25 protein-coding genes are annotated in these 23,280 nt (G+C 65.2%); 11 read left to right on the top strand and 14 right to left on the bottom strand.

Annotated features, from left to right (window positions below; translation table 11 throughout):
• Positions 1 to 103: 103 nt before the first annotated feature.
• Positions 104 to 370 carry a hypothetical protein gene (locus C3B78_RS04535; protein ID WP_104997009.1) on the bottom strand — a complete coding sequence of 89 codons (267 nt, stop codon included), beginning with the start codon at positions 368 to 370 and terminating at the stop codon, positions 104 to 106.
• Between the two features lie 105 nt (positions 371 to 475).
• Between C3B78_RS04535 and C3B78_RS04530 the strand changes: the two genes are divergently transcribed.
• Positions 476 to 943, top strand: coding sequence for a hypothetical protein (locus C3B78_RS04530; protein ID WP_104997008.1), 468 nt, complete (start codon positions 476 to 478; stop codon positions 941 to 943).
• A gap of 18 nt (positions 944 to 961) precedes the next feature.
• Here the strand turns inward: C3B78_RS04530 and C3B78_RS04525 are convergent, their stop codons facing one another.
• The 4 genes from C3B78_RS04525 to C3B78_RS04515 form a co-directional block, all read right to left on the bottom strand.
• Positions 962 to 1,852, bottom strand: a complete 891-nt coding sequence (locus C3B78_RS04525; RefSeq protein WP_104997007.1) for a diacylglycerol/lipid kinase family protein — start codon at positions 1,850 to 1,852, stop codon at positions 962 to 964.
• A gap of 128 nt (positions 1,853 to 1,980) precedes the next feature.
• Positions 1,981 to 2,859 (bottom strand): GmrSD restriction endonuclease domain-containing protein, encoded by an 879-nt coding sequence (locus C3B78_RS04520; protein WP_104997006.1) that lies wholly within the window; start codon positions 2,857 to 2,859, stop codon positions 1,981 to 1,983.
• 185 nt (positions 2,860 to 3,044) lie between these two features.
• Positions 3,045 to 3,188 carry an MFS transporter small subunit gene (locus C3B78_RS19820; protein ID WP_199775332.1) on the bottom strand — a complete coding sequence of 48 codons (144 nt, stop codon included), beginning with the start codon at positions 3,186 to 3,188 and terminating at the stop codon, positions 3,045 to 3,047.
• Position 3,189: 1 nt separating this feature from the next.
• Complete coding sequence (locus tag C3B78_RS04515; RefSeq protein ID WP_104997005.1) at positions 3,190 to 4,584, bottom strand: OFA family MFS transporter; 1,395 nt, start codon at positions 4,582 to 4,584, stop codon at positions 3,190 to 3,192.
• A 316-nt stretch (positions 4,585 to 4,900) separates the two neighbouring features.
• Here C3B78_RS04515 and C3B78_RS04510 point away from each other — a divergent pair, with 316 nt between their 5' ends.
• Positions 4,901 to 5,902, top strand: a complete 1,002-nt coding sequence (locus C3B78_RS04510) for a bile acid:sodium symporter family protein (protein WP_104997004.1) — start codon at positions 4,901 to 4,903, stop codon at positions 5,900 to 5,902.
• Between the two features lie 108 nt (positions 5,903 to 6,010).
• Here the strand turns inward: C3B78_RS04510 and C3B78_RS04505 are convergent, their stop codons facing one another.
• Together C3B78_RS04505 and C3B78_RS04500 are read right to left on the bottom strand one after the other, a co-directional pair.
• On the bottom strand, positions 6,011 to 6,346 hold the full coding sequence (locus tag C3B78_RS04505; protein ID WP_104997003.1) for a cupin domain-containing protein: 336 nt from the start codon (positions 6,344 to 6,346) through the stop codon (positions 6,011 to 6,013).
• 53 nt (positions 6,347 to 6,399) lie between these two features.
• Entirely contained in the window at positions 6,400 to 7,266 is an 867-nt protein-coding gene (locus tag C3B78_RS04500) for a DUF1295 domain-containing protein (protein WP_104997002.1), read from the bottom strand.
• A 158-nt stretch (positions 7,267 to 7,424) separates the two neighbouring features.
• Between C3B78_RS04500 and C3B78_RS04495 the strand changes: the two genes are divergently transcribed.
• The 3 genes from C3B78_RS04495 (at position 7,425) to C3B78_RS04485 (ending at position 10,270) form a co-directional block, all read left to right on the top strand.
• On the top strand, positions 7,425 to 8,699 hold the full coding sequence (locus C3B78_RS04495; protein WP_104997001.1) for a hemolysin family protein: 1,275 nt from the start codon (positions 7,425 to 7,427) through the stop codon (positions 8,697 to 8,699).
• Positions 8,700 to 8,785: 86 nt separating this feature from the next.
• On the top strand, positions 8,786 to 9,673 hold the full coding sequence (locus C3B78_RS04490) for a proline iminopeptidase-family hydrolase (RefSeq protein ID WP_104997000.1): 888 nt from the start codon (positions 8,786 to 8,788) through the stop codon (positions 9,671 to 9,673).
• A gap of 162 nt (positions 9,674 to 9,835) precedes the next feature.
• Positions 9,836 to 10,270 carry an ester cyclase gene (locus C3B78_RS04485; protein ID WP_104996999.1) on the top strand — a complete coding sequence of 145 codons (435 nt, stop codon included), beginning with the start codon at positions 9,836 to 9,838 and terminating at the stop codon, positions 10,268 to 10,270.
• A gap of 66 nt (positions 10,271 to 10,336) precedes the next feature.
• On the opposite strand, the gene C3B78_RS04480 is transcribed toward C3B78_RS04485, so the two are convergent.
• From C3B78_RS04480 to C3B78_RS04465, 4 genes are all read right to left on the bottom strand, one after another.
• A complete protein-coding gene (locus C3B78_RS04480) occupies positions 10,337 to 12,271 on the bottom strand; it encodes an LVIVD repeat-containing protein (protein ID WP_158677177.1) in 1,935 nt (644 codons plus the stop codon).
• 253 nt (positions 12,272 to 12,524) lie between these two features.
• Positions 12,525 to 13,610 (bottom strand): GmrSD restriction endonuclease domain-containing protein, encoded by a 1,086-nt coding sequence (locus C3B78_RS04475; RefSeq protein ID WP_104996997.1) that lies wholly within the window; start codon positions 13,608 to 13,610, stop codon positions 12,525 to 12,527.
• A 262-nt stretch (positions 13,611 to 13,872) separates the two neighbouring features.
• A complete protein-coding gene (locus C3B78_RS04470; RefSeq protein ID WP_104996996.1) occupies positions 13,873 to 14,250 on the bottom strand; it encodes a VOC family protein in 378 nt (125 codons plus the stop codon).
• A 221-nt stretch (positions 14,251 to 14,471) separates the two neighbouring features.
• Positions 14,472 to 14,984 (bottom strand): mycothiol transferase, encoded by a 513-nt coding sequence (locus C3B78_RS04465; RefSeq protein WP_104996995.1) that lies wholly within the window; start codon positions 14,982 to 14,984, stop codon positions 14,472 to 14,474.
• Positions 14,985 to 15,125: 141 nt separating this feature from the next.
• Here C3B78_RS04465 and C3B78_RS04460 point away from each other — a divergent pair, with 141 nt between their 5' ends.
• Positions 15,126 to 16,310, top strand: coding sequence for a metallophosphoesterase family protein (locus tag C3B78_RS04460; RefSeq protein WP_104996994.1), 1,185 nt, complete (start codon positions 15,126 to 15,128; stop codon positions 16,308 to 16,310).
• Between the two features lie 3 nt (positions 16,311 to 16,313).
• Here C3B78_RS04460 and C3B78_RS04455 read toward each other — a convergent pair whose 3' ends face one another.
• Both C3B78_RS04455 and C3B78_RS04450 read right to left on the bottom strand, forming a co-directional pair.
• On the bottom strand, positions 16,314 to 16,658 hold the full coding sequence (locus C3B78_RS04455) for an iron chaperone (protein WP_104996993.1): 345 nt from the start codon (positions 16,656 to 16,658) through the stop codon (positions 16,314 to 16,316).
• 172 nt (positions 16,659 to 16,830) lie between these two features.
• Complete coding sequence (locus tag C3B78_RS04450) at positions 16,831 to 17,157, bottom strand: hypothetical protein (RefSeq protein WP_104996992.1); 327 nt, start codon at positions 17,155 to 17,157, stop codon at positions 16,831 to 16,833.
• 55 nt (positions 17,158 to 17,212) lie between these two features.
• Between C3B78_RS04450 and C3B78_RS04445 the strand changes: the two genes are divergently transcribed.
• Complete coding sequence (locus C3B78_RS04445) at positions 17,213 to 17,608, top strand: DUF1801 domain-containing protein (RefSeq protein ID WP_104996991.1); 396 nt, start codon at positions 17,213 to 17,215, stop codon at positions 17,606 to 17,608.
• Between the two features lie 39 nt (positions 17,609 to 17,647).
• Here the strand turns inward: C3B78_RS04445 and C3B78_RS04440 are convergent, their stop codons facing one another.
• Positions 17,648 to 18,571, bottom strand: coding sequence for an AraC family transcriptional regulator (locus C3B78_RS04440; protein ID WP_104996990.1), 924 nt, complete (start codon positions 18,569 to 18,571; stop codon positions 17,648 to 17,650).
• Positions 18,572 to 18,841: 270 nt separating this feature from the next.
• Between C3B78_RS04440 and C3B78_RS04435 the strand changes: the two genes are divergently transcribed.
• From C3B78_RS04435 to C3B78_RS04420, 4 genes are all read left to right on the top strand, one after another.
• On the top strand, positions 18,842 to 20,191 hold the full coding sequence (locus C3B78_RS04435; RefSeq protein WP_104996989.1) for an ABC transporter substrate-binding protein: 1,350 nt from the start codon (positions 18,842 to 18,844) through the stop codon (positions 20,189 to 20,191).
• 63 nt (positions 20,192 to 20,254) lie between these two features.
• Positions 20,255 to 21,223 (top strand): carbohydrate ABC transporter permease, encoded by a 969-nt coding sequence (locus C3B78_RS04430; protein WP_104996988.1) that lies wholly within the window; start codon positions 20,255 to 20,257, stop codon positions 21,221 to 21,223.
• Positions 21,220 to 22,170: a carbohydrate ABC transporter permease gene (locus C3B78_RS04425; protein WP_104996987.1), complete on the top strand. Its 951-nt coding sequence runs from the start codon at positions 21,220 to 21,222 to the stop codon at positions 22,168 to 22,170. The genes C3B78_RS04430 and C3B78_RS04425 overlap by 4 nt, the downstream gene beginning before the upstream one ends.
• Before the next feature lie 49 nt (positions 22,171 to 22,219).
• The gene (locus C3B78_RS04420; protein WP_104996986.1) at positions 22,220 to 23,278 is read left to right on the top strand and encodes an NAD(P)-dependent alcohol dehydrogenase; all 1,059 of its coding nucleotides are present in this window, start codon (positions 22,220 to 22,222) and stop codon (positions 23,276 to 23,278) included.
• The last annotated feature ends 2 nt before the right edge of the window (positions 23,279 to 23,280 follow it).

Here is a 23,280-nt window from a genome sequence, read left to right as displayed (position 1 = left end):
ACGCAGACGCTATTCCTCCGGCCGAAGGCAGTCAAGATGCCGGGATACCTAATTATTGGGTCCGCGGTTAACGGTGCCCGCGGCCGGTTGGGCGACGGGCGCGCTACTCCCCCATGCCGGGATGGACGGGAACAAAATCGACTTTGTTGCCGGAGTTTTGCCGGCCGGCGGGCGTCCTGGAGAACCCCCGCGCATCCAGGCCGTTCTTCGCGCGGAATTCCGCGAGGGCTGCGTCGTAGGCATTGTTGAGGGTCTGCCCTGAGAATTCGCCGGTGCTGCCGTCGGTGAAGGCGATCCTGATGCGGACGCTGTTGGGGTAGTGCCGGTTCATCCGGATGAAGCCGTCTGCGTCCTGCTGGAGAGTAATCAAGGGACTCCGCTTTCGTGGTGGGTGCAGCCTCCAGTCTGGCGCAGATTCACGCGCGCAGGTACCAGCCATGCAGTAAAGAGTGGCCGGGAGGCGCATAGTTGAAGAATGACAGGTCCTTACACCCGGGGCGATTCCTTTACCAGCGAGGCTTCCCGGAAACACATCAGGCGGGCGCTAGGAGACTACGGGGCAACGGACGTTCTTTTCACCCAACGGGGGAACCAGAGTGCCATCGCTTTCAAGGGCGGCGGCCGGCAATTCCGGATTGTCCTTCCGCTTTTGCAGTCTGAAGGCGCCCTGGCCATCCGCGGGGACGTAGCCGAAGGCCCGCTTCACGAGGCGAACGCAAAAGTCCTCGAACGCGCCAACCGCAAATCGTGGCATGCCCTGGCCCTGGCCATCGACGCCAAACTCGCAGCGGCGGCGGCAGGCATCGCCACCCTTGAATCCGAATTCCTGGCCCACGTGGTTCTCCCGGGGAACAAGACTGTGCTCGACGAACTCAAACCCGTCATCGACTCCGCCTACCGGTCCGGCCGGCGTCCGTCATTCGGCGGTCCGGCGCTGCCTTAACGCCCCGGCCATTTTCCATCAGATGGTTGGCAGGGCGCCCTTGGCGCTTTCCACCAGGACATGGGTGCCTGCCTGGACATAGACGACTTCGCCGTCAATCTGGCAGGGTACGGCGTCCCGCGTCGTGAAGGCATAACTGCTGACGCTGGGCTGATGCCCCAGTCCCAGCGTGACGGCCCGGAGGGTCATCAGCGCCATCCTCATAAGCCCGGCATGGGGTAATGTGACCACCTCGAACCGGCCATCGTCAGGGTGGTCCGCCTCGCTGACCGTTCCATACTTGGCCATCCGGGAAATGTTGGCCAGGATCAGGCTGTCGAACTTCGCGGTGGCACCGTCTGCCCGGACCAGTTCAAACGGCCTCAAACCCGAAAGCGTCCGGGCCACGGATATGAGTTCCAGGACTTTCCCTTTTCCACCCTTTTCGATCCCGATGGCCATCAGCGGCGTGAGCCCGAACCCCACATAGGAGTGGGCGTACCGGACCTGCTCCCGGTGCATCCCGCGGAAGGTCACGCGCAACAGGTCGATTCGCCGGACGCGGCCCTCGCGGATGGCTTCGGTGAGCGGCCGGACCGGCATGCTCCTATGGTGATCGTTGGCGTTCCCTGCCGGGAGCACAGTGCACACCGCCCTACTGGCGGACACGTCCATCACGCCGTTGACCACCTCGTTGTACCCGCCGTCGCCGCTGACCGAAACGATGAGCGGAGTTCCGCTTTCGGCCGCCGACCGTGCCAAGTCCCGGGCGTGCCCCGCGAACTCCGTGGGCAGCAGGTCCACTGGCAGGTCCGGAAGGTTCGCGGCAAGCTCCTCCTGCAGGGAATCGATCCGCGCGGCCATCCCGGCCCTCGTCGGATTGAAGATCAGGACTACCCGGTCAAAGGCAGGTGCCCGGTCATCAGCCATCGTGCCCATCCTCCGGTGCCCTTTGTTGCCTTGGTGCGGTCAGCTCCAGCCTATCCGTGGATACCCCTCCTGAAGGTGACCGCGCCGCCGTCGTCCGCAGAGTGGTGCCGGACATGCCGGGACAGGAGCTACCCCTCGCAGGCAACGCCGTCGGAATCCCCGTCGAGCCCGGACCTGTACCCTGGCGAAGCGGCGTAAAGGGGCGCCGCTCCGGCAGCCACAACCTCGGCGCAGTTGGCGTAATAGACCGCGGCAGGAGCGGCGGGCCCGACGGCGGCGGGCGCCACTTGACCGGGGCACCCGGCGAGGATGACCGCGATCGCGTCGTGCTCGGCCTGCGTCACCCACAGGCTGTACCGCGCCTTCACCGAAACCTGCCGGGCGACGTACTCGCACCGGAAGCCCTTGTTCGGCGGCAGCCAGGTGGCGGCGTCGCCGTCGCCCTTTTGCTGGTTGGTGGGGCCGTCCGTTGCCTGTAGGTTCAGCGGATCGTTGGCGAACGCCGTCCGCTGCTCGGTGCTCAGCTGCTGCGCGCCCTTCTGCCAGGCGTCGCTGAGCGCCACCACGTGGTCGATCTGCACGGCGCTGCTGGTGGTGGTGCCGCGGACGAAGCTGATGGTTGTGCCCGTGTACGGGTCCGCCAGGATGCCGGTCTTGACCGTGCAGGGGACGCTGGTGGTGTAGGTGACCTCGGTCAGGTCCCGCCGCAGGATGTCGTTCCGGGTATCGCAGCCGTTCTGGTCCACGTCCGCCCACGTCGGGCCAAACAGAGCACGTTCGTATCCGGTCTTGGGCGCGCGGCCCTTCACGGGGAGGGTGGCCAGCAGGTCCGCTGCCTCAACGGCAGCCGAAGCTTCGGCCGCGTATGTTGCGGTGCTGTCCATGGTGTCTGCGGCTGCCGGGGCACCCCCGGAGAACAGGGCAAGGACAGCGGCAAGGACGACGGCGGCCGCCGCGCGGGTGCCGGATGCAGGCATCGTTTCAGGCAAGGACGTGTTGTTGGACATGCAGTTCCCCAGGTTGTGTGCACGATAGGTTCGGGCGCCGGCATCATGGCCGTGTTTGCGCCAGGGAAGAGCCTATGGCCCGCCGCGAACCGGAAACGTGCGTTTTGGTGGAACTGCGGAAATTCTTAAGGACTCCTGCGCCAACCCTGCGCCGCGGCCGGCGCGGGCAGGGTTGGCGCCATTCCTCACCCGAAGAGCGCAGCCACCCGGGTCAGGGTCTGGTAGATCCCGTAGGCAAGCGGGACGCCCACCAGCGCCCAGGCGATGGCGAGTTTGCCGACGGATACTTTGGCGGGCGCCTGCGCGCCGGGGGTGTGTGCAGTGCTCATCTCAGGCCTCCATGGCAGGTTCGTGTGCCCGTCCCCGATCGGGGCGGGGTTCGTGGAATCGTGCGTCCACCGGCTTGACCATCAGGTTGGCCAGGAAACCGACCACCAGCAGCGCCACCATGGTCAGCAGTGCCGGCTGGTAGGAGGCGGCGTCCAGCTGGCCGGGCTTGCCCTGCGCATCCAGGAACGCGTTGACGATCAGCGGACCGGCCACGCCGGCGGCGGACCAGGCGGTCAGCAGCCGGCCGTGGATGGCGCCCACCTGGAAGGTTCCGAAGAGGTCACGCAGGTAGGCCGGAACAGTGGCGAAGCCGCCGCCGTAGAAGGAAATGATGACGAAGGCAAGCGCCACGTAGAGGAATGTGGTGCTCGATCCGGCCAGCGCCAGCACCGTGTAAAGGACGGCGCCGACGCCGAGGTAGACCATGTAGATGCGCTTGCGGCCGGTGACGTCGGAGGTGGCGGACCAGGCGAAGCGCCCCGCCATGTTGCCGATGGACAGGAGCCCCACGAAGCCGGCGGCGACGGCGGCACTCACCAGGGACACGCCGTCGGACTGGCGGAAGAAGTCCTGGATCATGGGCGCGGCCTGCTCCAGGATGCCGATGCCCGCGGTGACGTTGCAGAACAGGACGATCCAGACCAACCAGAACTGCTTGGTCTTAATGGCGTTCTTTGCGGAGACGTTCTCCGTGGTGACGAGCTTGGCGGCCTTGACCTTGGCGGGGTCGAAGCCCGCCGGCGCCCAGCCCGGCGCGGGAACCTTGATGGTGAAGGCGCCGAAGAGCATGTACGCGAGGTAGACGACGCCGAGCGTCAGGAAGAGCTTGCCCACGGCATCGCCGCTGGCCACCCAGTCCTTGGCGCCTGAGTTGGAATCGTACATCTTGAGCAGCGCCGTGGAGACTGGGCTGGCGATCAGCGCGCCGCCGCCGAAGCCCATGATGGCCATGCCGGTGGCGAGGCCGGGCCGGTCCGGGAACCACTTGATCAAGGTGGACACAGGCGAGATGTAGCCGATGCCCAGCCCAATGCCGCCGATGAAGCCGTAGCCCAGGTAGACGAGCCAAAGCTGGCCCGTGAAGATGCCCAGCGATCCGATCAGGAAGCCGCCGGCCCAGAACATGGCCGAGGTGAACATCGCCTTGCGCGGGCCGTTCGTGTCCACCCAGGTGCCCATGATCGCGGCCGAGAGGCCCAGCATCACGATGGCGATGGAGAAGATCACGCCGATTTCGGTCAGGCTGGCGCCGAAGTGCTTGACCAGGGCGGTCTTGTACACGCTCGTGGCGTAGGCCTGCCCGATGCAGAGATGGACCGCGAGCGCGGCGGGCGGCACCAGCCAGCGGTTGAATCCCGGCGGGGCAACAGTTCGTTCTCGGTCCAGCCAGCCCATAGATATTCCCTTTGCTTTGTTCGACGCTTGCTTATCCGACGCTTGCTTATCCGACGGCGTCGATGTCTGTTCGATTTAGGGGCGAAAAGCCCCACTTGGGCCAATGCCTCCGGCAATCATGGGGCAAATCGTCACCAAGCGTATGATTTTTGCGCCGAGCGGTATTAATTCCGCGGCGAGCGGCAGGAGGCAGGGCTGCGCCTTCCACCCGGGCCTGACCAGCGATGAACGCACCAAGGCGTCGCCGGGCACCTGCGCCCTCGACATTAAGACCTGAGAATTCCGTGACCCGACCCTCACTGTGATAGTCGATAGGTTGTCTTCCTTATCCGAATCTTCCACGACGGCCTCAGCCTCGGAAGAACGCAGCGCCCGCATCGCAGTCACGCTCTTTCCTGTGCTTATCCTGGCCGGAGGAGCCGTGGCGCTTGCCGCTCCATCAGCGTTTACCGGGCTGGGCCCCTGGATCAGCCCCCTTTTGGGACTCATCATGTTCGGCATGGGGCTGACGCTCACGCCCCCTGACTTCGCCGTCATCGCCAAACGTCCCGTCCCGGTGGTGATCGGGGTGGTGGCGCAGTACGCCATCATGCCGTTCCTGGGCTGGCTGGTGGCCGCGGCACTGGGGCTGCCGCCGGCGCTGGCCGCGGGCGTCATCCTGGTGGGCTGCTGCCCGGGTGGAACGGCGTCCAATGTGGTCTCCTACCTTGCCAAGGGGGACGTTGCCCTGTCCGTGGCGATGACCACCGTCTCCACCCTGATCGCTCCGCTGCTGACGCCGGTGCTGGCACTGTGGCTGGCAGGCCAGTACATGCCCGTGGACGCCGGTTCCATGGCGTGGTCCATCGTCCAAATCGTACTGTTCCCTGTGCTGCTGGGACTCGTGGCCCGGCTCTTCCTGCCCCGCCTTGTCAACATGGCCCTGCCTGCCCTTCCCTGGATTTCCGTGCTCGCCATTACCGCCGTGGTGGTTGCCGTGGTCGCCGGAAGCGCAAAGGCCATCTTCGCGGCCGGCCTGCTGGTACTTGCAGCAGTCATCCTTCACAACGGCCTTGGTTACGCCCTGGGTTACGCGGCGGCCCGCCTGTTCAGGTTGCCGATCCCCTCCCGACGCACCACCGCGATCGAAGTCGGCATGCAGAACTCGGGTCTGGCAGCCGGGCTGGCACGGCAGTACCTGACGCCGGAGGCGGCCCTGCCCGGAGCCATCTTCTCGGTCTGGCACAACGTTTCCGGTGCAGTTCTGGCCGCATACTGGCGCCGCCGCAGCACTCCAGTCCTCCGCGACGGGGAGTTGGTCCCGGCGGCTGCGGAGTAACGGGGCTTACCGTGGGGGCCGGTAGGTCCGCCTGTCCCCCCGGGCCTCCGGATGGTATTCAGCTGATGCCCGTCGCGCCAGCCCACCCGGTAGGCGCCGGCCCCTTCCCTACCGGTCCGTCTTGACCACCGTAAACAGCACCGCCGAGTCCTCGTCCGCTTCCAGGCTGTGCAGCCCGTCCGGAATGATGAGCAGATCCCCTGCCTTTCCCTGCCAGGCCTCCCCTCCGGACTTCAGCCACACCGAGCCCTTGATCACGTAGACCGTAGCTTCGCCGGGATTCTGGTGTTCGCTGAGCTGGGTACCTGCGCGGAAGGCCATGACGGTCTGGCGCAGCTTCTTCTCGTGGCCGCCGAACGCCGTGTCCGCAGCCCGGCCGCTGGGAGCCGCCACGGCCGCTTTGAGCTGCTGTCTGGCCAGGGCATCAATCGATATCTTCTGCATGCGGACACCGTACCCAGCCGGGACAGCCAGAGCTAGGGCACGCGCACATTCTCCTACAGCTTGGGGATCAAGATTGGGGTGTTCTTCTTGTAGGCCTCATAAGCGGGATCGCCGCCCCATTTCTTGTCAGCCTTTTTCTCCAGCAACGGGATGCCGCTGCCCTTGATCAGCAGCAACGCTACGAACACCGGGGACAGCAGGGCCAGCCATTGCCAGCCCTCCAGGACCGGAACAGCGATAACGAGCACCCCGGTCCAGAGCACAATCTCGCCGAAGTAGTTGGGGTGGCGGGACCTGGACCACAGGCCGGTGGAGATGAATCGGCCTTTATTGATCGGGTCAGCCTTGAACCGGCCCTTCTGGTTGTCCGCCAGGGCCTCAATACCGAAACCAACAGCCCACACCACAAAGCCCGCCAGCGCCCACCAGTCGAGCGCAACCCGGGCAACGGACGTGATGGCAATCCAGGCCGCGGCCGCGGTGAGGACCACCCACAGCCCCTGCACCGTCCAGGTGTTCAGGAACCGGATGAACGACGGCTTGATTTCATCGAAGCGATCATCCTTGCCGTGCTTGCTCACACGGCGGAACAGGAAGCTCCCCAGCCTCACGGCCCATGCCACCACCATCGCGGCCAGGAGCAGCCCCCGCGCATCCACGCCCGGGGTCAGAACTACCAGAAGCACCGTGATGGAGATGTAGGTCAGGGCGCCGGTGAGGTCGTAATACTTTTCGGTCTGTGCCCTAAATGCGGGGACGAATGCCAGCCACTGGATGACGAAGGCCGCCGCCACCCCCAAAGCAAACAGGGGGAAGCCGCCCACGGTGGCACCACCCTGGCTGCCGGCGAGGGCGACGAGCATCCCCACCCCTACCGCGATCATGAAGATAACGAGCGCCTTGCGGTCCGAGTCCTTCATCAGGTCCTTCCTTTCCCCACCATGCAGGCAGCCGCGCTGGGTGAGCACTGCAGCACCATTCCCCGGACTGATTTCAGTACCTAGCTTGTCTAATTACTATATGAACTAGCAAATTCCGCCATCCCGGGCTTCCGGCGCCCATTCGATATTGTCTGAGCATGGACGTGGACACGCTGCTCAATTTCCTGTTGGTCCTCTTCTTTGTGCTGCTGGGCGGGGTGTTCGCCGGGACGGAAATGGCGCTGGTGTCGCTCCGCGAAAGCCAGGTGCGCCGGATGGAAAAGTCGGGGAAGCGCGGCGCCCGGATCGCCGCCCTTGCCGGCAATCCCAACCGCTTCCTCTCCACCGTGCAGATCGGCGTGACGCTGTCCGGCTTCTTCTCGGCCGCCTACGGCGCCTCCACCATCGCGCCCGACGTCGAACCCCTCCTCGAAGGCATCGGCTTCGGCGCCGCGGCCGAACCTGTTGCGTTCATCGGCATGACGCTGCTGGTGGCATACCTGTCCCTGGTGCTCGGTGAACTGGTGCCGAAGCGCCTGGCCATGCAAAGCGCCGTCGGCTTCACCAAGGTGCTTGCCCCGCCGCTGGGGGTCCTCTCGCAGATCATGCGCCCGGCCGTCTGGCTGCTGTCCGTCTCCACCGACGCCGTGGTGCGGCTCTTCGGCGGCGACCCCCACGCCAGGCAGGAGAGCGTCAGCTCCGAGGAACTCTGGGACATGGTGGCCGAGAGCGAGGAACTGGAGGAACACAGCCGGAGCATCCTTAGCGACGTCTTCGGCGCCGGGGACCGATCGCTGCAGGAAGTGATGCGGCCGCGCACCGAGGTGACCTTCATCGACGGCAACCTCACCATCGCGGCCGTACGCAGCATGGTCAGGGACGGCCCGTTCTCACGGTATCCCGTCATCGACAAAACGCCCGACGACGTCCTGGGCTTCATCCATATCCGTGACCTCATGCCCCGGGACGGGAAGTACGACGACGGGCTGGTGCGTGACATCGCGCGGGAGATCCTTCCGCTGCCCGGCACCAACAAAGTGCTGCCCTCGCTGTCCCGCATGCGCAGGCTGGGCCAGCATATTGCGCTGGTGGTGGACGAATACGGCGGCACGGACGGCATCGTCACCCTGGAGGACCTGGTGGAGGAACTTGTGGGCGAGATCTACGACGAGTACGACACCGGCGCCGAACCCGAGGACCGCGTCACCAGGACCAACGGGGCGGTGGACGTGGACGGCGGGCTGATCCTGCAGGAGTTCGAATCGGCCGCCGGGATCGAACTGCCGGAAGGGCACTACGAGACGGTGGCAGGGTTCGTCATCGACCGGCTGGGCCGCCTCCCCCGCGTCGGCGACCAGGTGGAGGTGGCAGGCCACGTGCTGACGGTGACGGCGATGGACCGGCTGCGCATCTCCCGGATCAGGGTCACCTAGCAGCCGTTGACCGGGACGCGGATGGGGAGTGTAATCGAAGACGAGGACGCGTCCTGCGCACAAAAGCTCATCATGGATGGTGGATCATGTCCGCTGGAGTAAGCACTCGGGAAGGCCGGCTGCAGGTTCCGGGCGGTGGTGTCTGGTATCGCGTCGTCGGCGACAGCCCGGCTGTACCCTTGGTCATTGTTCACGGCGGCCCGGGTGCCACCCACGACTATCTCGAACCGTTGGAGGCCATGGCCGATGAGCGGCCGGTGGTTTTCTACGACCAGCTGGGCGCGGGAAAATCCGATGCACCGGACGACATTGGATTGTGGACCAACGAACGCCTGGTTGACGAACTGGGCAGGATACTTGACGGCCTCGCTTTGGACCGGGTCCATTTGCTTGGCCACTCGTGGGGGACAATCGTGGCGGCCGAGTACGCCCTCCGGGCGCCGGACAGGTTGGCGGGCTTGGTTCTGGCTGATCCATGCCTGAGCCTGCCGCGCTACGCTGAAACTGCAGCTGCACTCCGGGGGGAGCTGCCGGCAGAGGTCCGCGCTGTGCTTGACCGGCACGAGGCGGCAGGCACCACCGACTCAGATGAATACCAGGACGCCTCCATGGAATTCTATCGTCGGCACGTCTGCCGGCTGGACCCGTGGCCTGAGCCCCTCATGCGGACCTTTGGCCAGCTGAACCAAGTCATTTATGAGCGGATGCAGGGGCCCAGCGAATTCCAGATCACTGGAATCCACAAGGATTACGACGCAACCGGCCGCCTGGGGGACCTATCCGTTCCCACACTGTTCATCTGCGGCCGTCACGACGAGATGCGGCCCGAGGATACGGCGTGGTACCACAGCCTGGTACCGGCATCGGAGCTGGTCATTTTCGAGAACAGCAGCCACATGCCCCATCTCGAGGAGCCCGATCTGTTCCTGCAGGTGCTCCGTGATTTCCTGCGGCGGGCGGAACAGGCCACTTGAGAAAGCTCTGCCGGGGTGTCTTCCCCGGTGATCAAGCGGTTGAACCGTCCGTTGACAGCAGCCTGCGGCGGGCGTGGAATTTAAGTGGCTTCGGCAAGCAGCCGAAACCAATCCACGAAGCGGCCTCCGCTTCCGTGAGGCCGCCCAAATTGGAGGTCCACAATGGGACAGGCACGCGAAGTAATGGATCGCCTGAACAAGGCCATGGAAACAAAAGACAAAGAGGCGCTCGCACGTAGCTACGCCACCGATGCCGTGGCTTACACCCCTGACCAGGGTGAGCTCCGCGGCCGTGACGCCATCACCGGGTACCTGATGGAATTCTGGGAAGCGATGCCCGACGTCAGGTACAACCAGACGGGGCGGTACGAGTCCGGCAACGTAGCGATCGATGAAGGCATCGTCGTCGGAACCAACACCGGGCCGCTGCGCATGCCCACCGGCGAAACCCTGCCGGCCACCGGCAAGCAACTCAGTGTCCACAGCTGCGACGTCGCCACAGTCGAGAACGGGGAGATCGCCTCTCACCACTTCTATTTCGACCAGGTGGAGTTCCTGGCGCAACTCGGACTGATGCGCGAACTCACCTCGCACTGAAGGAGGTAGGAGCTTTAAAGACGGAGGGGGGCGCCCAGCCGCCCCCCTCCGTGTTTTGTTCCGGGTTTACGGATCCTTGAAAATCCAGAGGCCGCTGTCCCGGTCACTGCCCAGGACGTAGGTGGCTCCGTCCTCACCTACGAACGTCTCCACTCCCCAGAAGTCGTTCCCTGCCTCATCCAGGTAGCCGCCGACTTCCACCAGTTCGCACGTGGCGTTATCGGCCGGGTTGGTGCACTGGATCTGGACCGCCCGGAGGCCGCCGGAGTAGTACGAGAGGTAAGCCAGGGACGGGTCTTGCGGATCAACGGCCACCTCGTGAACGCTGAGGTCCCCGGAATTGAGCGCGTAGGCGGGATCATGTGCTTCCGGGATGGCGAACGTGTCCAACTCCTGCAGGGTGGCCGCGTCCAGGAGGTGGACGTAGCCCCAGCCGTCAAAGACCGACCCCACTTCAATGTCCGCCCCGATGGTGCCGACGGGAAGGGCTTCGGGGTAGGTCCACGGCTCATCCAGCGGTGCAAGGTCGAAGAGCCGGTGGAATGCCGCGTGGGTGGTGCAGACAGCAACGATCTCGTCCACGAAGGCGCCTGAACCGCAGAACGGCTCAGTCGTGGCAGCCTCACCCGTGTGGTGGTTGACGAAAAGCACGGCGTCCCAGCCCGCAAGGGCTGCCTGATGGGCCTTCTCCCCCGGGAAGCACGCACCCTCCGGGGCACTTAGGTCCCCGACCGGACCTCGTTGGAGCACCAGGGTGGTTTCCTCCCCGGGTGCCAGCGATTCCACGTATCCCGGGACGCTCTCCGGCGTGGGGACAGGCGCGGAGCCGGGGCAGGCGTAGCCGCCATACACCACAGGACCATTCAGGGTCAGGTCCGGCAGGACGGCAGGCGCCTGGCCCCCGGAAACAATCACCGAAGGGTAAGTGCCCGGGTGGGCTCCGCTGGTGATCTTGAAATCGTCCGTGCGGTAGGGTGCGAAATCCTCATCCGTGCTGATGATGAACCTGTTGTCGGCCGTAAACTCCGCCTGGTGCGCGTTGCCCTCAGGCGTAAGGGACACACCCAGGGATTCAAGCAGTTCAGGGTCCACCGCCGCGAAGTCCGAGTCCCCGAGGAACACGGCGTTGGCGGGATCATCGACGTTCAGGAGAACGTAACCGCCGTCCCAGTACGAGAGCAGCATTATGAAATGGCCGTTGATTTCCTTGACCACCATGTCATGAAGGAAAGAATCGGTAAGCCCCAGTTCCGGCTGGTCTACCTTGAACGCATTCAGGTCATATTCCGCGACCAGGCGCGGCCGGTGCGGGTTGGTGATGTCGAGGATGTCCACATCCGTGACTTCCTCATTGTCGGTCATCACCACATAGGCGTTGGCCCCTGCATCCCAGGCAAAAACGCTGTGGATCTCGTTGGAATCCCGGCTTCCCGGCGCGCGGTCACCGAAGTTCTCGGACAGCTTCTTTGGGTTGAGGGGGTCCGTAACGTCGAAGAGCGACACGCCGCCCTTGCCGTTCTTCCCGCAAGCTTCGTTGTTCACCACAAGGATTTCTCCGGTGAAGCTTGCGGTGCTGAGGGTGACGACCTGCAGGCCCTCACCCGGGCGTGAATCCTGGTGTGACGGGATGAATCCCACCTGTTTCGGTTCCGCTCCGGCCGCGCCCTGGTCCACGCCGGTGATGTCCACAATGTAGACGCCGGCATCCGGGCTGGTCTGCCCGCCCGTTTCCGGTCCCGCACAGTCAGGCTCGCCCCAGTTGGCGAGGTAGGCGGTGTTCCCATCTGGCGAGACACTCACATCGGCGATCAGGTCGGGAGTGTCTGTCAGGCGGACGACATCCAGCAGATCAATCTTCCCGAACTCCCCGGTTCCGACGAGGTGCCCTTCGTCCATGCCGTGCTGGCCATCCGGGTGGGCGGTGGCGCCCGAGAGTCCGAGCGCTGATAGTGCCAGGGTACTTAGTGCTGCAAAAACAACCAATCTACTGCGTTGCGGCATGCTTTGCCTCCAGAAGAATTTTTCTTTAGCCCCCAATGGCGCTCAGCCTAGACCTCGAATTATTCCAGTGTCTAGGGATTTTCAGGTTTCATTCAGGTTCATCAATTATGGGACCGGAAAAGCAGCTTAGAGACGCCTCCTGTCAAGGCCGTTAGGGCGATGTCACAGGACACGCTGGCAGACGAAAGCCGTGGATGCCTCCAAGAACGAAGGTATCCACGGCATTCAGTCAATTGAACTTACGCAATAGCGGCTACTCGCAGGCAACGCCGTCGGAATCACGGTCCAGACCGGCACGGTAGCCCGCCTGCCCGGCGAAGAGCGGCGCGGCACCGGCAGCCCTGGCCGCGGCACAGTTGGCGAAGTAGGCGGCCGCAGGCGCCGGGACAACAGCGGGTGGGGCCGGCACCGCAGCCGGGGCCGGAGCAGCGGGAGCCGGCGCAACCAGGGCCGGCGCCACAGCAGGTGCGGGCGCCGGAGTGGCAGGTGCCTCCTGGTTTGTGGGCGCCAGCTGGCCCGGGCAGTCGGCCAGGATCCTGGCCATAGCGTCGTGCTCGGCCTTGGTTACCCACAGGCTGTAGGTAGCCTTCACTGAAATCTGCCGGGAGACGTACTCGCAGCGGAAGCCCTTGTTCGGCGGCAGCCAGGTGGCCGCGTCGCCGTCGCCCTTCTTCTGGTTGGTTGGCCCGTCCGTCGCCTGCAGGTTCAGCGGATCGTTGGCGAAGGCGGTCCGCTGTTCGGTGGTGAGCTGCTGCGCGCCCTTCTGCCACGCATCGCTGAGCGCAACAACATGGTCGATCTGCACCTTGCTGCTGGTCCCGCTCCCCCGCAGGAAGCTGATGGTAGTGCCGGTGTACGGGTCCGCCAGCGTCCCCGACTGCACCTTGCAGGGCACGCTGTTGGTGTAGTTGATGCCCGTCATGTCCCGCTTGAGCATGTCATTGCGGGTGTCGCAGCCGTTACGGTCAACATCGAGCCACGCCTGCCCAAACAGCGCGCGGTCGTACCCCGTCTTGGGCGCACGGCCCTTGATGGGGAGGGTGGCCAGCAGGTCGATCGCCGTGGTGGCGAACGCGGGCTGCATCCTTGGAGCCGCCATAGCGGCGGCCTGCGGCACCAGGCTGGTGGTGTCGGGATCCAGCGGTGCGCCCGTTTCTTGGACGGACGACGGCGCCGGTGTTGCTCTGGCGGGTGCGCCCGCCAAAGCGGCGGCTGGCGAAGTTGTGGTTTCGGACGAGGCGGCCTTCAGGTCGGCGGGGCCCGCGCACCCGACGAGGACCGGAAGGACCAGCAGCGCGCTGGTCCCAGCGACGGTGAAGGTAAAGGCGCGTGGCGGCAATGTTTCCCCATTAAATAAAGGCCCGGCAATAAGCCGGGCCTCTTGCTAAGCCAAAACTGATTATGGGAAGAACCTATTTCCCCGGACCGCAGATGACGCCGAAACTGGGGAGAACCTTTGGCAATTTTGATCAGGACTTGATTGTTCATGCCGCATGGAGGATTCGGCGCTCAACAAGCGCTGCATCTTGAGGCCAGCCAGGTGGTGACCAGGCAGGGCTCAGCCCGCGGGGCACCATGCCCGCGCGGGCTCGTGGCCCTTGTTATGCGCGCTGGGAGAGATTGAGGATATTTCCCTCGCTGTCCAAGAACCAGGCGGCCTTGCCCCAGCTGTCCGTGGCAATTCCGTTTTCCGTCTTCAGGCCGGGGAAGTCGTAGTCTTCGAACACCACGCCGCGGCCCCGCAGTTCCTCCATGTCGCGCTCGAGGCTGTCCGTTTCCCAGCCCATCTGCGTGTTCCTGGCCGTACCCGCGTTATCTGTCTGGTACACAAGGAAGCTTGTTCCGTTGCCGCACCGGTACACCAAGTTGTCCTCCACGGTTTCGGAGGGCTCCAGCCCCAGCTTTTCCCGGTAAAAATCCTTGGCCCTGTTAATGTCCTTTGCGGGAAGGACAGCCATGACTGCTGAATCTTTGAGCATGGTGATTTCCTTTTGAGCATTCTTGTATTGGCGGCGGTTGCTCTCCCCCGGGCGCGGACCCGAACCACCAAGTCCGGGAACGCATGGCCGCCCGTCGCGCCTGTTTTCCGGGGCGGCCACCAGGGACTCTGCGTGCCCCGCCAGCCGTCATTGGCGCGAGGGTCCCCGAAGCCTATGTGGCCATTATGGAACCGAATTGTGCCCACGGAAATAGGGGATTGCTACTGCCCCTGCACCTGTTTCAGGCCCTTGGCGTATGCGGCCTGCCCCACGTGCTGGAGACAGTCTGCCAGGGTGCTCACCAGACGCACGCCCAGCGTGACAGGCGGGTCCCACCGGGTATCCACGACGCGGTCCAGGTCCCGGTCCCCCAGGTCCTGCAGGAACTCCACGGTCCGCCGGTGGACGGCGTCGTAGTACTCCAGCAGCAGTTCCGGCTCAGCCTGCACCGAATCCACCTGCTCCGTGGAGTGGCCGTAGCCGGTGTCGCGGGGGTTCAGCGGGAGCCCGAAGCGGCCCACGAAGTCTTGCTCACTCCAGGCCTGTTCGCGGCCGGCGACGTCCGCCACCTGCGCGTCCTCCACGCGGCTGAGGTGCCAGATCAGCCAGGCAATCGAGTTGCCGGCGCCGCCCGGCCGCCAAGCAAGCGTCCCGCCGTCGAGCCCTTCAAGGGTGGCCTCCACGTTCTCGCGGATCCGGCCGAAGGCGTCCAGCAGCAGTTCGTTGGTGTTCACAGGTCCCTCCCGGTACGTGTCCGTTAAACGCTAGCTTCGCACGTGCCGTTCACCATGCGTTAGGCACCCCGATGCCCGGGCTTCCTACCCTCACAGGTGACGGCGGCCGGAACCCGGCGGCAACAATGCAGAGAGGCAGTGATGACCATCAAACTCAACCAGCCCAACTTCAGCAGGCGGGCGGCCCTGGCGGCAGCCGGAACCCTGGGTGCACTCGGCATGACGGTGGCGGCCGCAACCGGAGCCACCGCGGCACCGGGAACGAAGGCACCCAAGCCCGCCCTCGCGTTCCGCCCGGACGGCCGGTTCAAGGTAATCCAGTTCAACGACACCCAGGACGACGAGCAGACGGACCGCCGCACCATCGAGCTCATGGACCGCACGCTGGATGCCGAAAAGCCTGACTTCGTGGTGATCAACGGGGACGTGATCAACGGCGGCTGCGACACTGAACTCGAGGTCAAGCAGGCCCTGAACCACGTGGTCCGGCCGATGGAAAGCCGGCAGATCCCGTGGGCCGTCACGTTCGGCAACCACGACGAGGACTCGGTGGCGAGGACCGGCATGACCGAGGCCCGGATGCTGCAATTCCTGCAGAGCTACGCGTTCAACGTCAACGGCGACTCCACGGATGGCCTCACCGGCACGTCCAACTCGCTGCTGCTGGTGCAGTCCTCGAAATCCAAGGACCCGGCCTTCGGCCTTTGGCTCATCGATACCGGCCGCTACGCCCCGGACACCATCAACGGCCAGGACTTCGAGGGCTACCCGGACTGGGACTGGGTCCGCATGGACCAGGTGGCCTGGTACCGCAACCTCTCCATCGCCACCGAGCAGAAGTACGGCAGGAAGATCCCCTCCCTGATGTGGGGCCACATCGCCCTGCACGAACACCGCAGCATGTGGTTCGCCAGCATCGATTCCCGGACGGACGCGGACCACCAGCGGGCGGTGAAGAAGCACGGCATCGTGGGCGAGCGGAACGAGGACGAGTGCCCCGGCCCCTTCAACTCCGGGCTGTTCAACGCCTTCCTGGAACGCGGGGACGTCCGCGGCTACTTCGTGGGCCACGACCACGTCAACACCTACGTGGGCAACTACTACGGCGTGGAGCTCGGCTACGCCCCCGGGACGGGATTCGGCGCCTACGGGCTGCCGGGCGCCGACCGGAACCGGCTCCGCGGCGCGCGCGTCTTCGAGCTGGATGAGAACCACGCGGGGATCTACAAGGAAACCCGCCTGGTGTTCGCCAAGGACCTGGGCATCGACCTGACCGCGAACGACCAGCCGATCACTCCGCTGCCCCTGGACGCGGCGCAGCTCTAGGCGCTACTTCCGGATCTCAGCCAGCCGCAGCCGGACCATCTCCTCCACCACTTCCTCGGGGACGGGATGGTCCGGCGTGAACCGGACAGTACCCTTGGACAGCGAGAAGCCCGCCAGTCTGGGCGCGACGGCGTCCACCACCTCGGGCGAGAACGGAAAGATGGACAGGTGCTTGGCAGCCGCCGCTACCCCGATGAGCGGTTTGCCGTCCACCTTCAACGCCGGCATCCCGTAGCTGCGCCCCTCTTCGGCCTCCGGGATCACGCGCCGCGCCGCCGCAATGACGCGCTGCAGGGAGCTGCGCTCCGGCTCGTCCAAGGCGGCAAGGGAATCGTCAACGTCACCCATGCGGCCATCCTAGCCCCGCAGGGATGGCCGACGGCGGGACGGCAGTTCCAGCGCCATGGCAGCTCCCTGCGCCGCGGCCTGGCGCAGTGGGACCCGGCGCCGGTGCGCAGGAGCAGTCCGGGCGCACTGAACCCGGGCCATGTTGCGCAGCCCCGTAGCGCCGGGCTTCCCGTTACGCCTTGGCGGCGCGGATGGCCTTCCGGACGGCTGCGCCCACAGCGGTGATGACCGGGACGAGGCACACCAGGGCAACCACGGTGTTCGGCCGGAACGCCACCTGACCGCCGATGTTCCGGTAAACGCCGAGCGGCAGCACCATCCCGCCACCGCCGCCCCCGGAGGCGCCGTCCTGCCCGGCCTCCCCGCCGCCGCCGAACCCGAAGGACACCAGCGCTACGGGAATGACCTCTTCCCCGCCCAGCTGGATTGGGGAACCGTAGGCTTTGGAAACGCCGACGTTCTTGAACGCGTCAATCAGGGACGAGAATGTATCAGCCATGGCCCCACCCTACGAGCGTTGCGCAGCCAGTAACAGACCCGCCAGGAGTTCAACGATGACCTACCAGAAGGATCCCCGTGTTGACCAGTACATCGGCGCACTCCTGCCCTGGCAGCAGGCCATCTGCCTGAAGGTGCGGGACCTCGTCCATGCTGCCGACCCCGGCGTCGAGGAGACAATAAAGCGCACCGTCCAGCCGTACTTCGTGCTGCAGGGCAACATCTGCGCCCTCCTCGCCGCCAAAGACCACGTCAATGTTTTCCTGTACGACGGCGGGCTCACCCCGGACCCGCACAACATCATCACGGGCGGCCACGGCAACAAGACGGGCCGGATGATTTCCTACTACGCGGGCGAGCCAATCAACGAGGAGGCCCTGCTGGAGATGTTCCGGGCAATCATCGAAACCAACCGCGCGGGCGGCTGGCGGAAAATCAAGGGGAGCCAGTAGTTCCCGGCTCAGCTGCCACTGCCGGCTGTCAGGACATTGTCAGCCCTGCACGCGCTGGCGGTAGTTCCTCGGCGTCTCCCCTGCGTCGTTCAGGAAGTGGCGGTTGAAGTTGGACAGGTTGGAGAACCCCACTTCGTAACAGATCTCCGAGATGGCCTTGTCGCTGTGCTCCAGCAGCCGGCGGGCATGTGCAAGCCGGAGCTTGCGCACCAGGTCACTGAAGTTCTGGCCGGTAGCCCGCTTGAAGTATTTGGAGAAGGTGGGCTCGGACATGCCCACCAGCTCGGCGGCCCCGGACATCTTCACGCTGCCGGCATGGTTGGTGAAGACGTACTCGAGCACAATGTCCACCACGGCGGCGGCCTGGCCATCCAGTTGCGGCCGGAACCATTCGTCCGCGAGGTATCGCCGTTCTTCCTGCGGAGCCCGCGCCAGCACCACAAAGAGATCCAGCAGGTGGCGCAACCGCACCAGACCCGTGCTGGCACCCATGGCTTCTATGGCGGCGGCCGCGTTCTCCGCCGAGGGCCCCAGGAATTCGATCCCCCGCTGGGACTGCTCCAGCAGTGGCTTCACTTCAGCCATCTCCGGGACCAGCGAAGCCGTCTGCTCAACCCATTTGCCGTCGAACTGGATTACGGCATCCCGGTTCTCCAGCACTTCGCCGGGTTCAAGGTCGCTAACCCAGTCGTGCGGCAGCCCCGATCCGACGAGGGACACGTGGCCGGCTTCGAACGTGCCGATATGGTCGCCCACGATGAACTGTCCGGTGCCTTTGCGGATGAGGTGAATCTCGTACTCGGGGTGGTAGTTCCACCGCGCCACCGGGCTGGGATAGCTGTGTTCCACCCACCGGACGGAGTGGTTGGGATCGGGCGGGATGATCTCCCGGTTGGCCCTCATCCCCAGCAGCCTCTCGGCCAGCCGGGCTGCAGCTCCGTCCGCTGTGTCCGTGGCAGTCATGTGTTTCTCCGCGCCCGTAGTGGTTATGAATTCTGGACAAGATCCAGGGACCTGTCCCCAGAGTAGCGCCTGATGCAGGACCTGCTGCGGAAAATTAGTATCAGAAATCGGCAACCACGGCGCTAGTTGTGCCCCACGCCACCGGCCTAATCTTGAGGAACATCAGCGGCACATCGGCTTCCCGATTCCACGCCGCGCCACGGTCAGGCATCCCGACGCAGCAGTCGGATGTGGTGACTGCGCACCCCCTGAAGAACAAAGGAGTCCTCAATGCGCCCAAAAATGCGCACTGCCACGCTGGCTGCCGCTGCCTTGTGCATCGCACTCTCCGCATCGGCCTGCTCCGGTGCCGGCGGCGGCACTGCTGCCGGTGACCAGAACAGCATCAATGTCCTGATGGTGAACAATCCCCAGATGGAGGACCTGCAGAAGCTCACTGCAGACAACTTCACCAAGGACACCGGGATCAAGGTGAACTACACGATCCTGCCGGAGAACGACGTCCGGGCCAAGATCAGCCAGGAGTTCTCCAGCCAGGCCGGCCAGTACGATGTCGCGTCCCTGTCTAACTATGAGATCCCGTTCTACTCCGCCAACAACTGGCTGGCCCCGCTGGACAGTGTGGCCAAGGACGCCGAATTCAACCAGGACGACATCCTGCCGGCGTACACCGCCTCGCTCACCGGCAAGGACGGCAAGCTCTACGGCGAGCCCTTCTACGGCGAGTCGTCCTTCCTGATGTACCGCAAGGACATCCTTGAGGCCAAGGGCCTGGCGATGCCGGAGAAGCCCACCTGGGACCAGGTGGCCGAGCTCGCCGCCCAGGCCGACGGCGCCGCGCCGGGAATGAAGGGCATCTGCCTCCGCGGCCAGCCCGGCTGGGGCCAGGTTTTCGCACCGCTGACCACGGTGGTGAACACCTTCGGCGGCACCTGGTTCGATAAGGACTGGAACGCCAAGGTCAATTCTCCGGAATTCACCGAGGCTACCAAGTTCTACGTGGACCTGGTCAAGAAGCACGGTGAAGCCGGCGCCGCCCAGGCCGGGTTCACCGAATGCCTGAACAACATGAGCCAGTCCAAGGTGGCCATGTGGTACGACGCCACCTCTGCAGCGGGCGCCCTCGAAGCGGAGGGTTCGCCGGTGAAGGGCAAGATCGGCTACGCCCAGGCTCCCGTCAAGAAGACCGACTCCTCGGGCTGGCTGTGGACCTGGTCATGGGGTGTGCAGGCTGCGTCCAAGAAGCAGGACGCCGCAGGCAAGTTCATCGCCTGGGCCAGCTCGAAGAAGTATGAAGAACTGGTCGCCTCGAAGCTGGGATGGGCCAAGGTTCCGTCCGGCAAGCGCATCTCCACCTACGAGAACGCCGAGTTCCAGAAGGCCGCACCGTTCTTCAAGGCCGAACGCTCCGCCATTGAGAACGCCGACCCGAAGAACCCGGGTGTGCAGGAACGTCCGGTGGTTGGCATCCAGTTCGTCGGCATCCCCGAGTTCGCGGACCTTGGCACCACTGTCTCCCAGGGCGTGAGCGCAGCGATAGCCGGACAGGGCACCGTGGAGGACGCACTGGCCAAGGGCCAGGAAGCCGCCCAGAAAATCGGCGACAAGTACAAGAAGTAACCACCCACCAATCGGTTCTGTGGCCCGCCCTGCCGGCGGGCCACAGAACCGCAGGAGAACATCATGACTTCCGCAACAGCGCGCGTCGCCCGTTCAGGGCACAGCGCCCCCAAACCTTCCAAAGACGCCAGGGCCCGTGAACGCGCCACGGCGTGGGCACGGCGCGCACCGCTGCTGCCGGCCCTGATCTTCCTCATTATCGTCACGCAGCTTCCCTTTGCTGCCACCCTGATCATTTCATTCATGAACTGGAACAGCCTCCGCCCGGACCAGACGGGATTCGCGGGTTTCAGCAACTACGTGGAGGTCCTTACCAACGCGGACCTGCGCCAGGCCATCTTCACCACCATCGTCCTCACCGTCTCGGTGGTCCTGGCCAGCCTCGTCATCGGGCTGGTCCTGGCCCTGCTCCTGGACAAGAAGTTCATTGGCCGCGGGCTTGCCCGCACCCTGCTGATCGCACCGTTCCTGGTGGTGCCCGTAGCTGCTGCTCTCGTATGGAAGCACGCCCTGCTGAACCCGACGTATGGGCTGTTCAACGGCGTCCTGACCTGGATCTGGTCGCTCTTCGGCAGTGACACCCCGCCGCAGCCGGACCTCCTCTCGCAGGCTCCCCTGACCGCGGTCATCCTCTCGCTGGTGTGGCAGTGGACGCCGTTCATGATGCTCATCCTGCTGGCCGGGCTGCAGTCCCGGCCCATGGACACCGTGGAAGCGGCGCAGATGGACGGGGCCAGCCCCTGGGAAATCTTCCGCCATCTGACCCTCCCGCACCTGCGCCAGTACCTGGAACTGGGCGGCCTGCTCGGTGCCATCTACATCGTGCAGAACTTCGACGCCGTCTTCACGCTCACCTCGGGCGGCCTGGGCACGGCCAACCTGCCGTACTCCATTTACCAGACCTTCTACTTCGCCAATGAATACGGTCTGGCTTCCGCAACAGGCGTCGTGGTGGTCATCGGCACCATCATCGTGGCCACCTTCGCCCTCCGCACCGTCTTTTCACTCTTCAAGAAGGAGGCAGCACGATGAGCACCCTCACTCCTGCCGAACCCCGCAAGCCGGGCCTGGCCCGTTTAACACCGCCCACCGCCCTGAACACCGGGTCCGGCCGCCGCGGATTCGGAAGGTCCGGCCGGGGCAAGTCCCGGATGGATCCCACGCGCAACAACACCGCCGCCGGCATCGCCGCCTGGCTGCTGGCCCTGTTGTTCGTGGCCCCGGTCCTGTGGATGATCCTGACCTCCTTCCACTCCGAAACGGATGCCGCCACCAACCCGCCGTCCATCGGCGCACCCCTGACGCTCGATGCCTACGCGGAATTCTTCGGCGCCAGCTCCGGGGTCAGCCCCTGGCCGCCGCTGATCAACTCGGCCACCGCCTCGGTCCTGTCCACGGTCCTGGTGCTGGTCCTGGCCATCCCGGCCGCGTACGCCCTCTCGATCAGGCCGATCAAGAAGTGGACGGACGTGATGTTCTTCTTCCTTTCCACCAAGATGCTGCCCACCGTCGCCGCGGTCCTGCCGCTGTTCCTGTTCGCCAAAACCATCGGCGGGCTGGACAACATCTGGTTCCTGGTCCTGATGTACACGTCCATGAACCTGCCCATCGCGGTCTGGATGATGCGGTCCTTCCTCGCCGAAGTCCCGGTGGAAATGCTCGAAGCCTCCCAGATCGACGGAGCCGGCCTGCTCCTGACCCTCCGCGCAGTGGTGGCCCCGGTCGCGATGCCGGGGATCGCCGCCACAGCCCTGATCTGCTTCATCTTCAGCTGGAACGAACTGCTGCTCGCCCGGGTCCTCACCGGCGTCATGGCCGGAACCGCCCCGGTCTTCCTCACCGGCTTCGTCTCCAGCCAGGGCCTCTTCCTCGCCAAGGTGTGCGCGGCCGCCGTCGTCATCTCCCTGCCCGTGCTTTTTGCCGGGTTCGCCGCCCAGGACAAGCTCGTCCAGGGACTCTCCCTCGGCGCCGTGAAATAGCAGGCCGTGAGATAAACCAGCCCGCCCAACACTCAGAAGGATCACTCCGATGACCACAACAACCACCCAGTCCCCGGCCACCGGCTCCGGTCTGCCGGCCACCATGCGGGCGTCCATCCTGAAGCGCCAGGGCGAGATGGCCATGGAAACCCTGCCCCTCCCGCAGCTCGACGCTGACCAGGTCCTGGTGCAGGTTGCCGCCGTCGGCGTCTGCGGCAGCGACGTCCACTACTACGAGCACGGCCGGATCGGCCCGTACGTAGTGGACCACCCGCTCATCCTCGGCCACGAACTCTCCGGCCGGATCGCCGCCGTCGGATCCGCCGTTGACCCCGCCCGCACCGGCCGGCGCGTCGCCGTCGAGCCCCAGCGCCCCTGCCGCACGTGCAAGCAGTGCAAGGCCGGCCGCTACAACCTCTGCCCGGACATCGAGTTCTACGCCACCCCGCCCGTTGACGGCGCCTTCGCCGAATACGTCACCATCCAGTCCGACTTCGCCTACGACATCCCGGACAGCGTCAGCGACGAGGCCGCCGCCCTCATCGAGCCGCTCTCCGTAGGGCTGTGGGCCTGCGAACGCGCGGAGATCAAGCCCGGCAGCCGGGTCCTGATCGCCGGCGCCGGGCCCATCGGCATCATCGCTGCCCAGGCCGCCCGCGCGTTCGGCGCCACCGAGATCTACATCTCCGACATCGCCGAAGACCGGCTCGCCTTCGCCCTCGAACACGGCGCCACCCACGCGCTCAACGCAAAGACGGACAGCGTGGAAGGGCTCGACGTCGACGCGTTCATTGACGCGTCCGGCGCACCGCAGGCGGTCCGCGCCGGGATCAAGGCCGTGGCCCCTGCAGGCACAGTCATCCTGGTCGGCCTGGGCGCGGACGACGTCGAACTCCCCGTCTCCTACATCCAGAACCGCGAGATCTGGCTCTCCGGCGTGTTCCGCTACACCAACACCTGGCCGCTGGCCATCCAGCTGATCGCGGACGGCAAGGTGGACCTGGACATCCTAGTCACCGGCAGGTTCCCACTCGCGGACTCCGAGAACGCGCTCAAGGCGGGCAAGCAGCCCGGCCAGCTCAAAGCCGTTGTCTACCCGGGCCGCTGACC

This window comes from Arthrobacter sp. PGP41 (assembly GCF_002953935.1).
Lineage (GTDB): Bacteria > Actinomycetota > Actinomycetes > Actinomycetales > Micrococcaceae > Arthrobacter.
The sequence above is the reverse complement of the archived record's forward strand: the minus strand, read 5'-3'. Positions and strand labels throughout refer to the sequence as shown.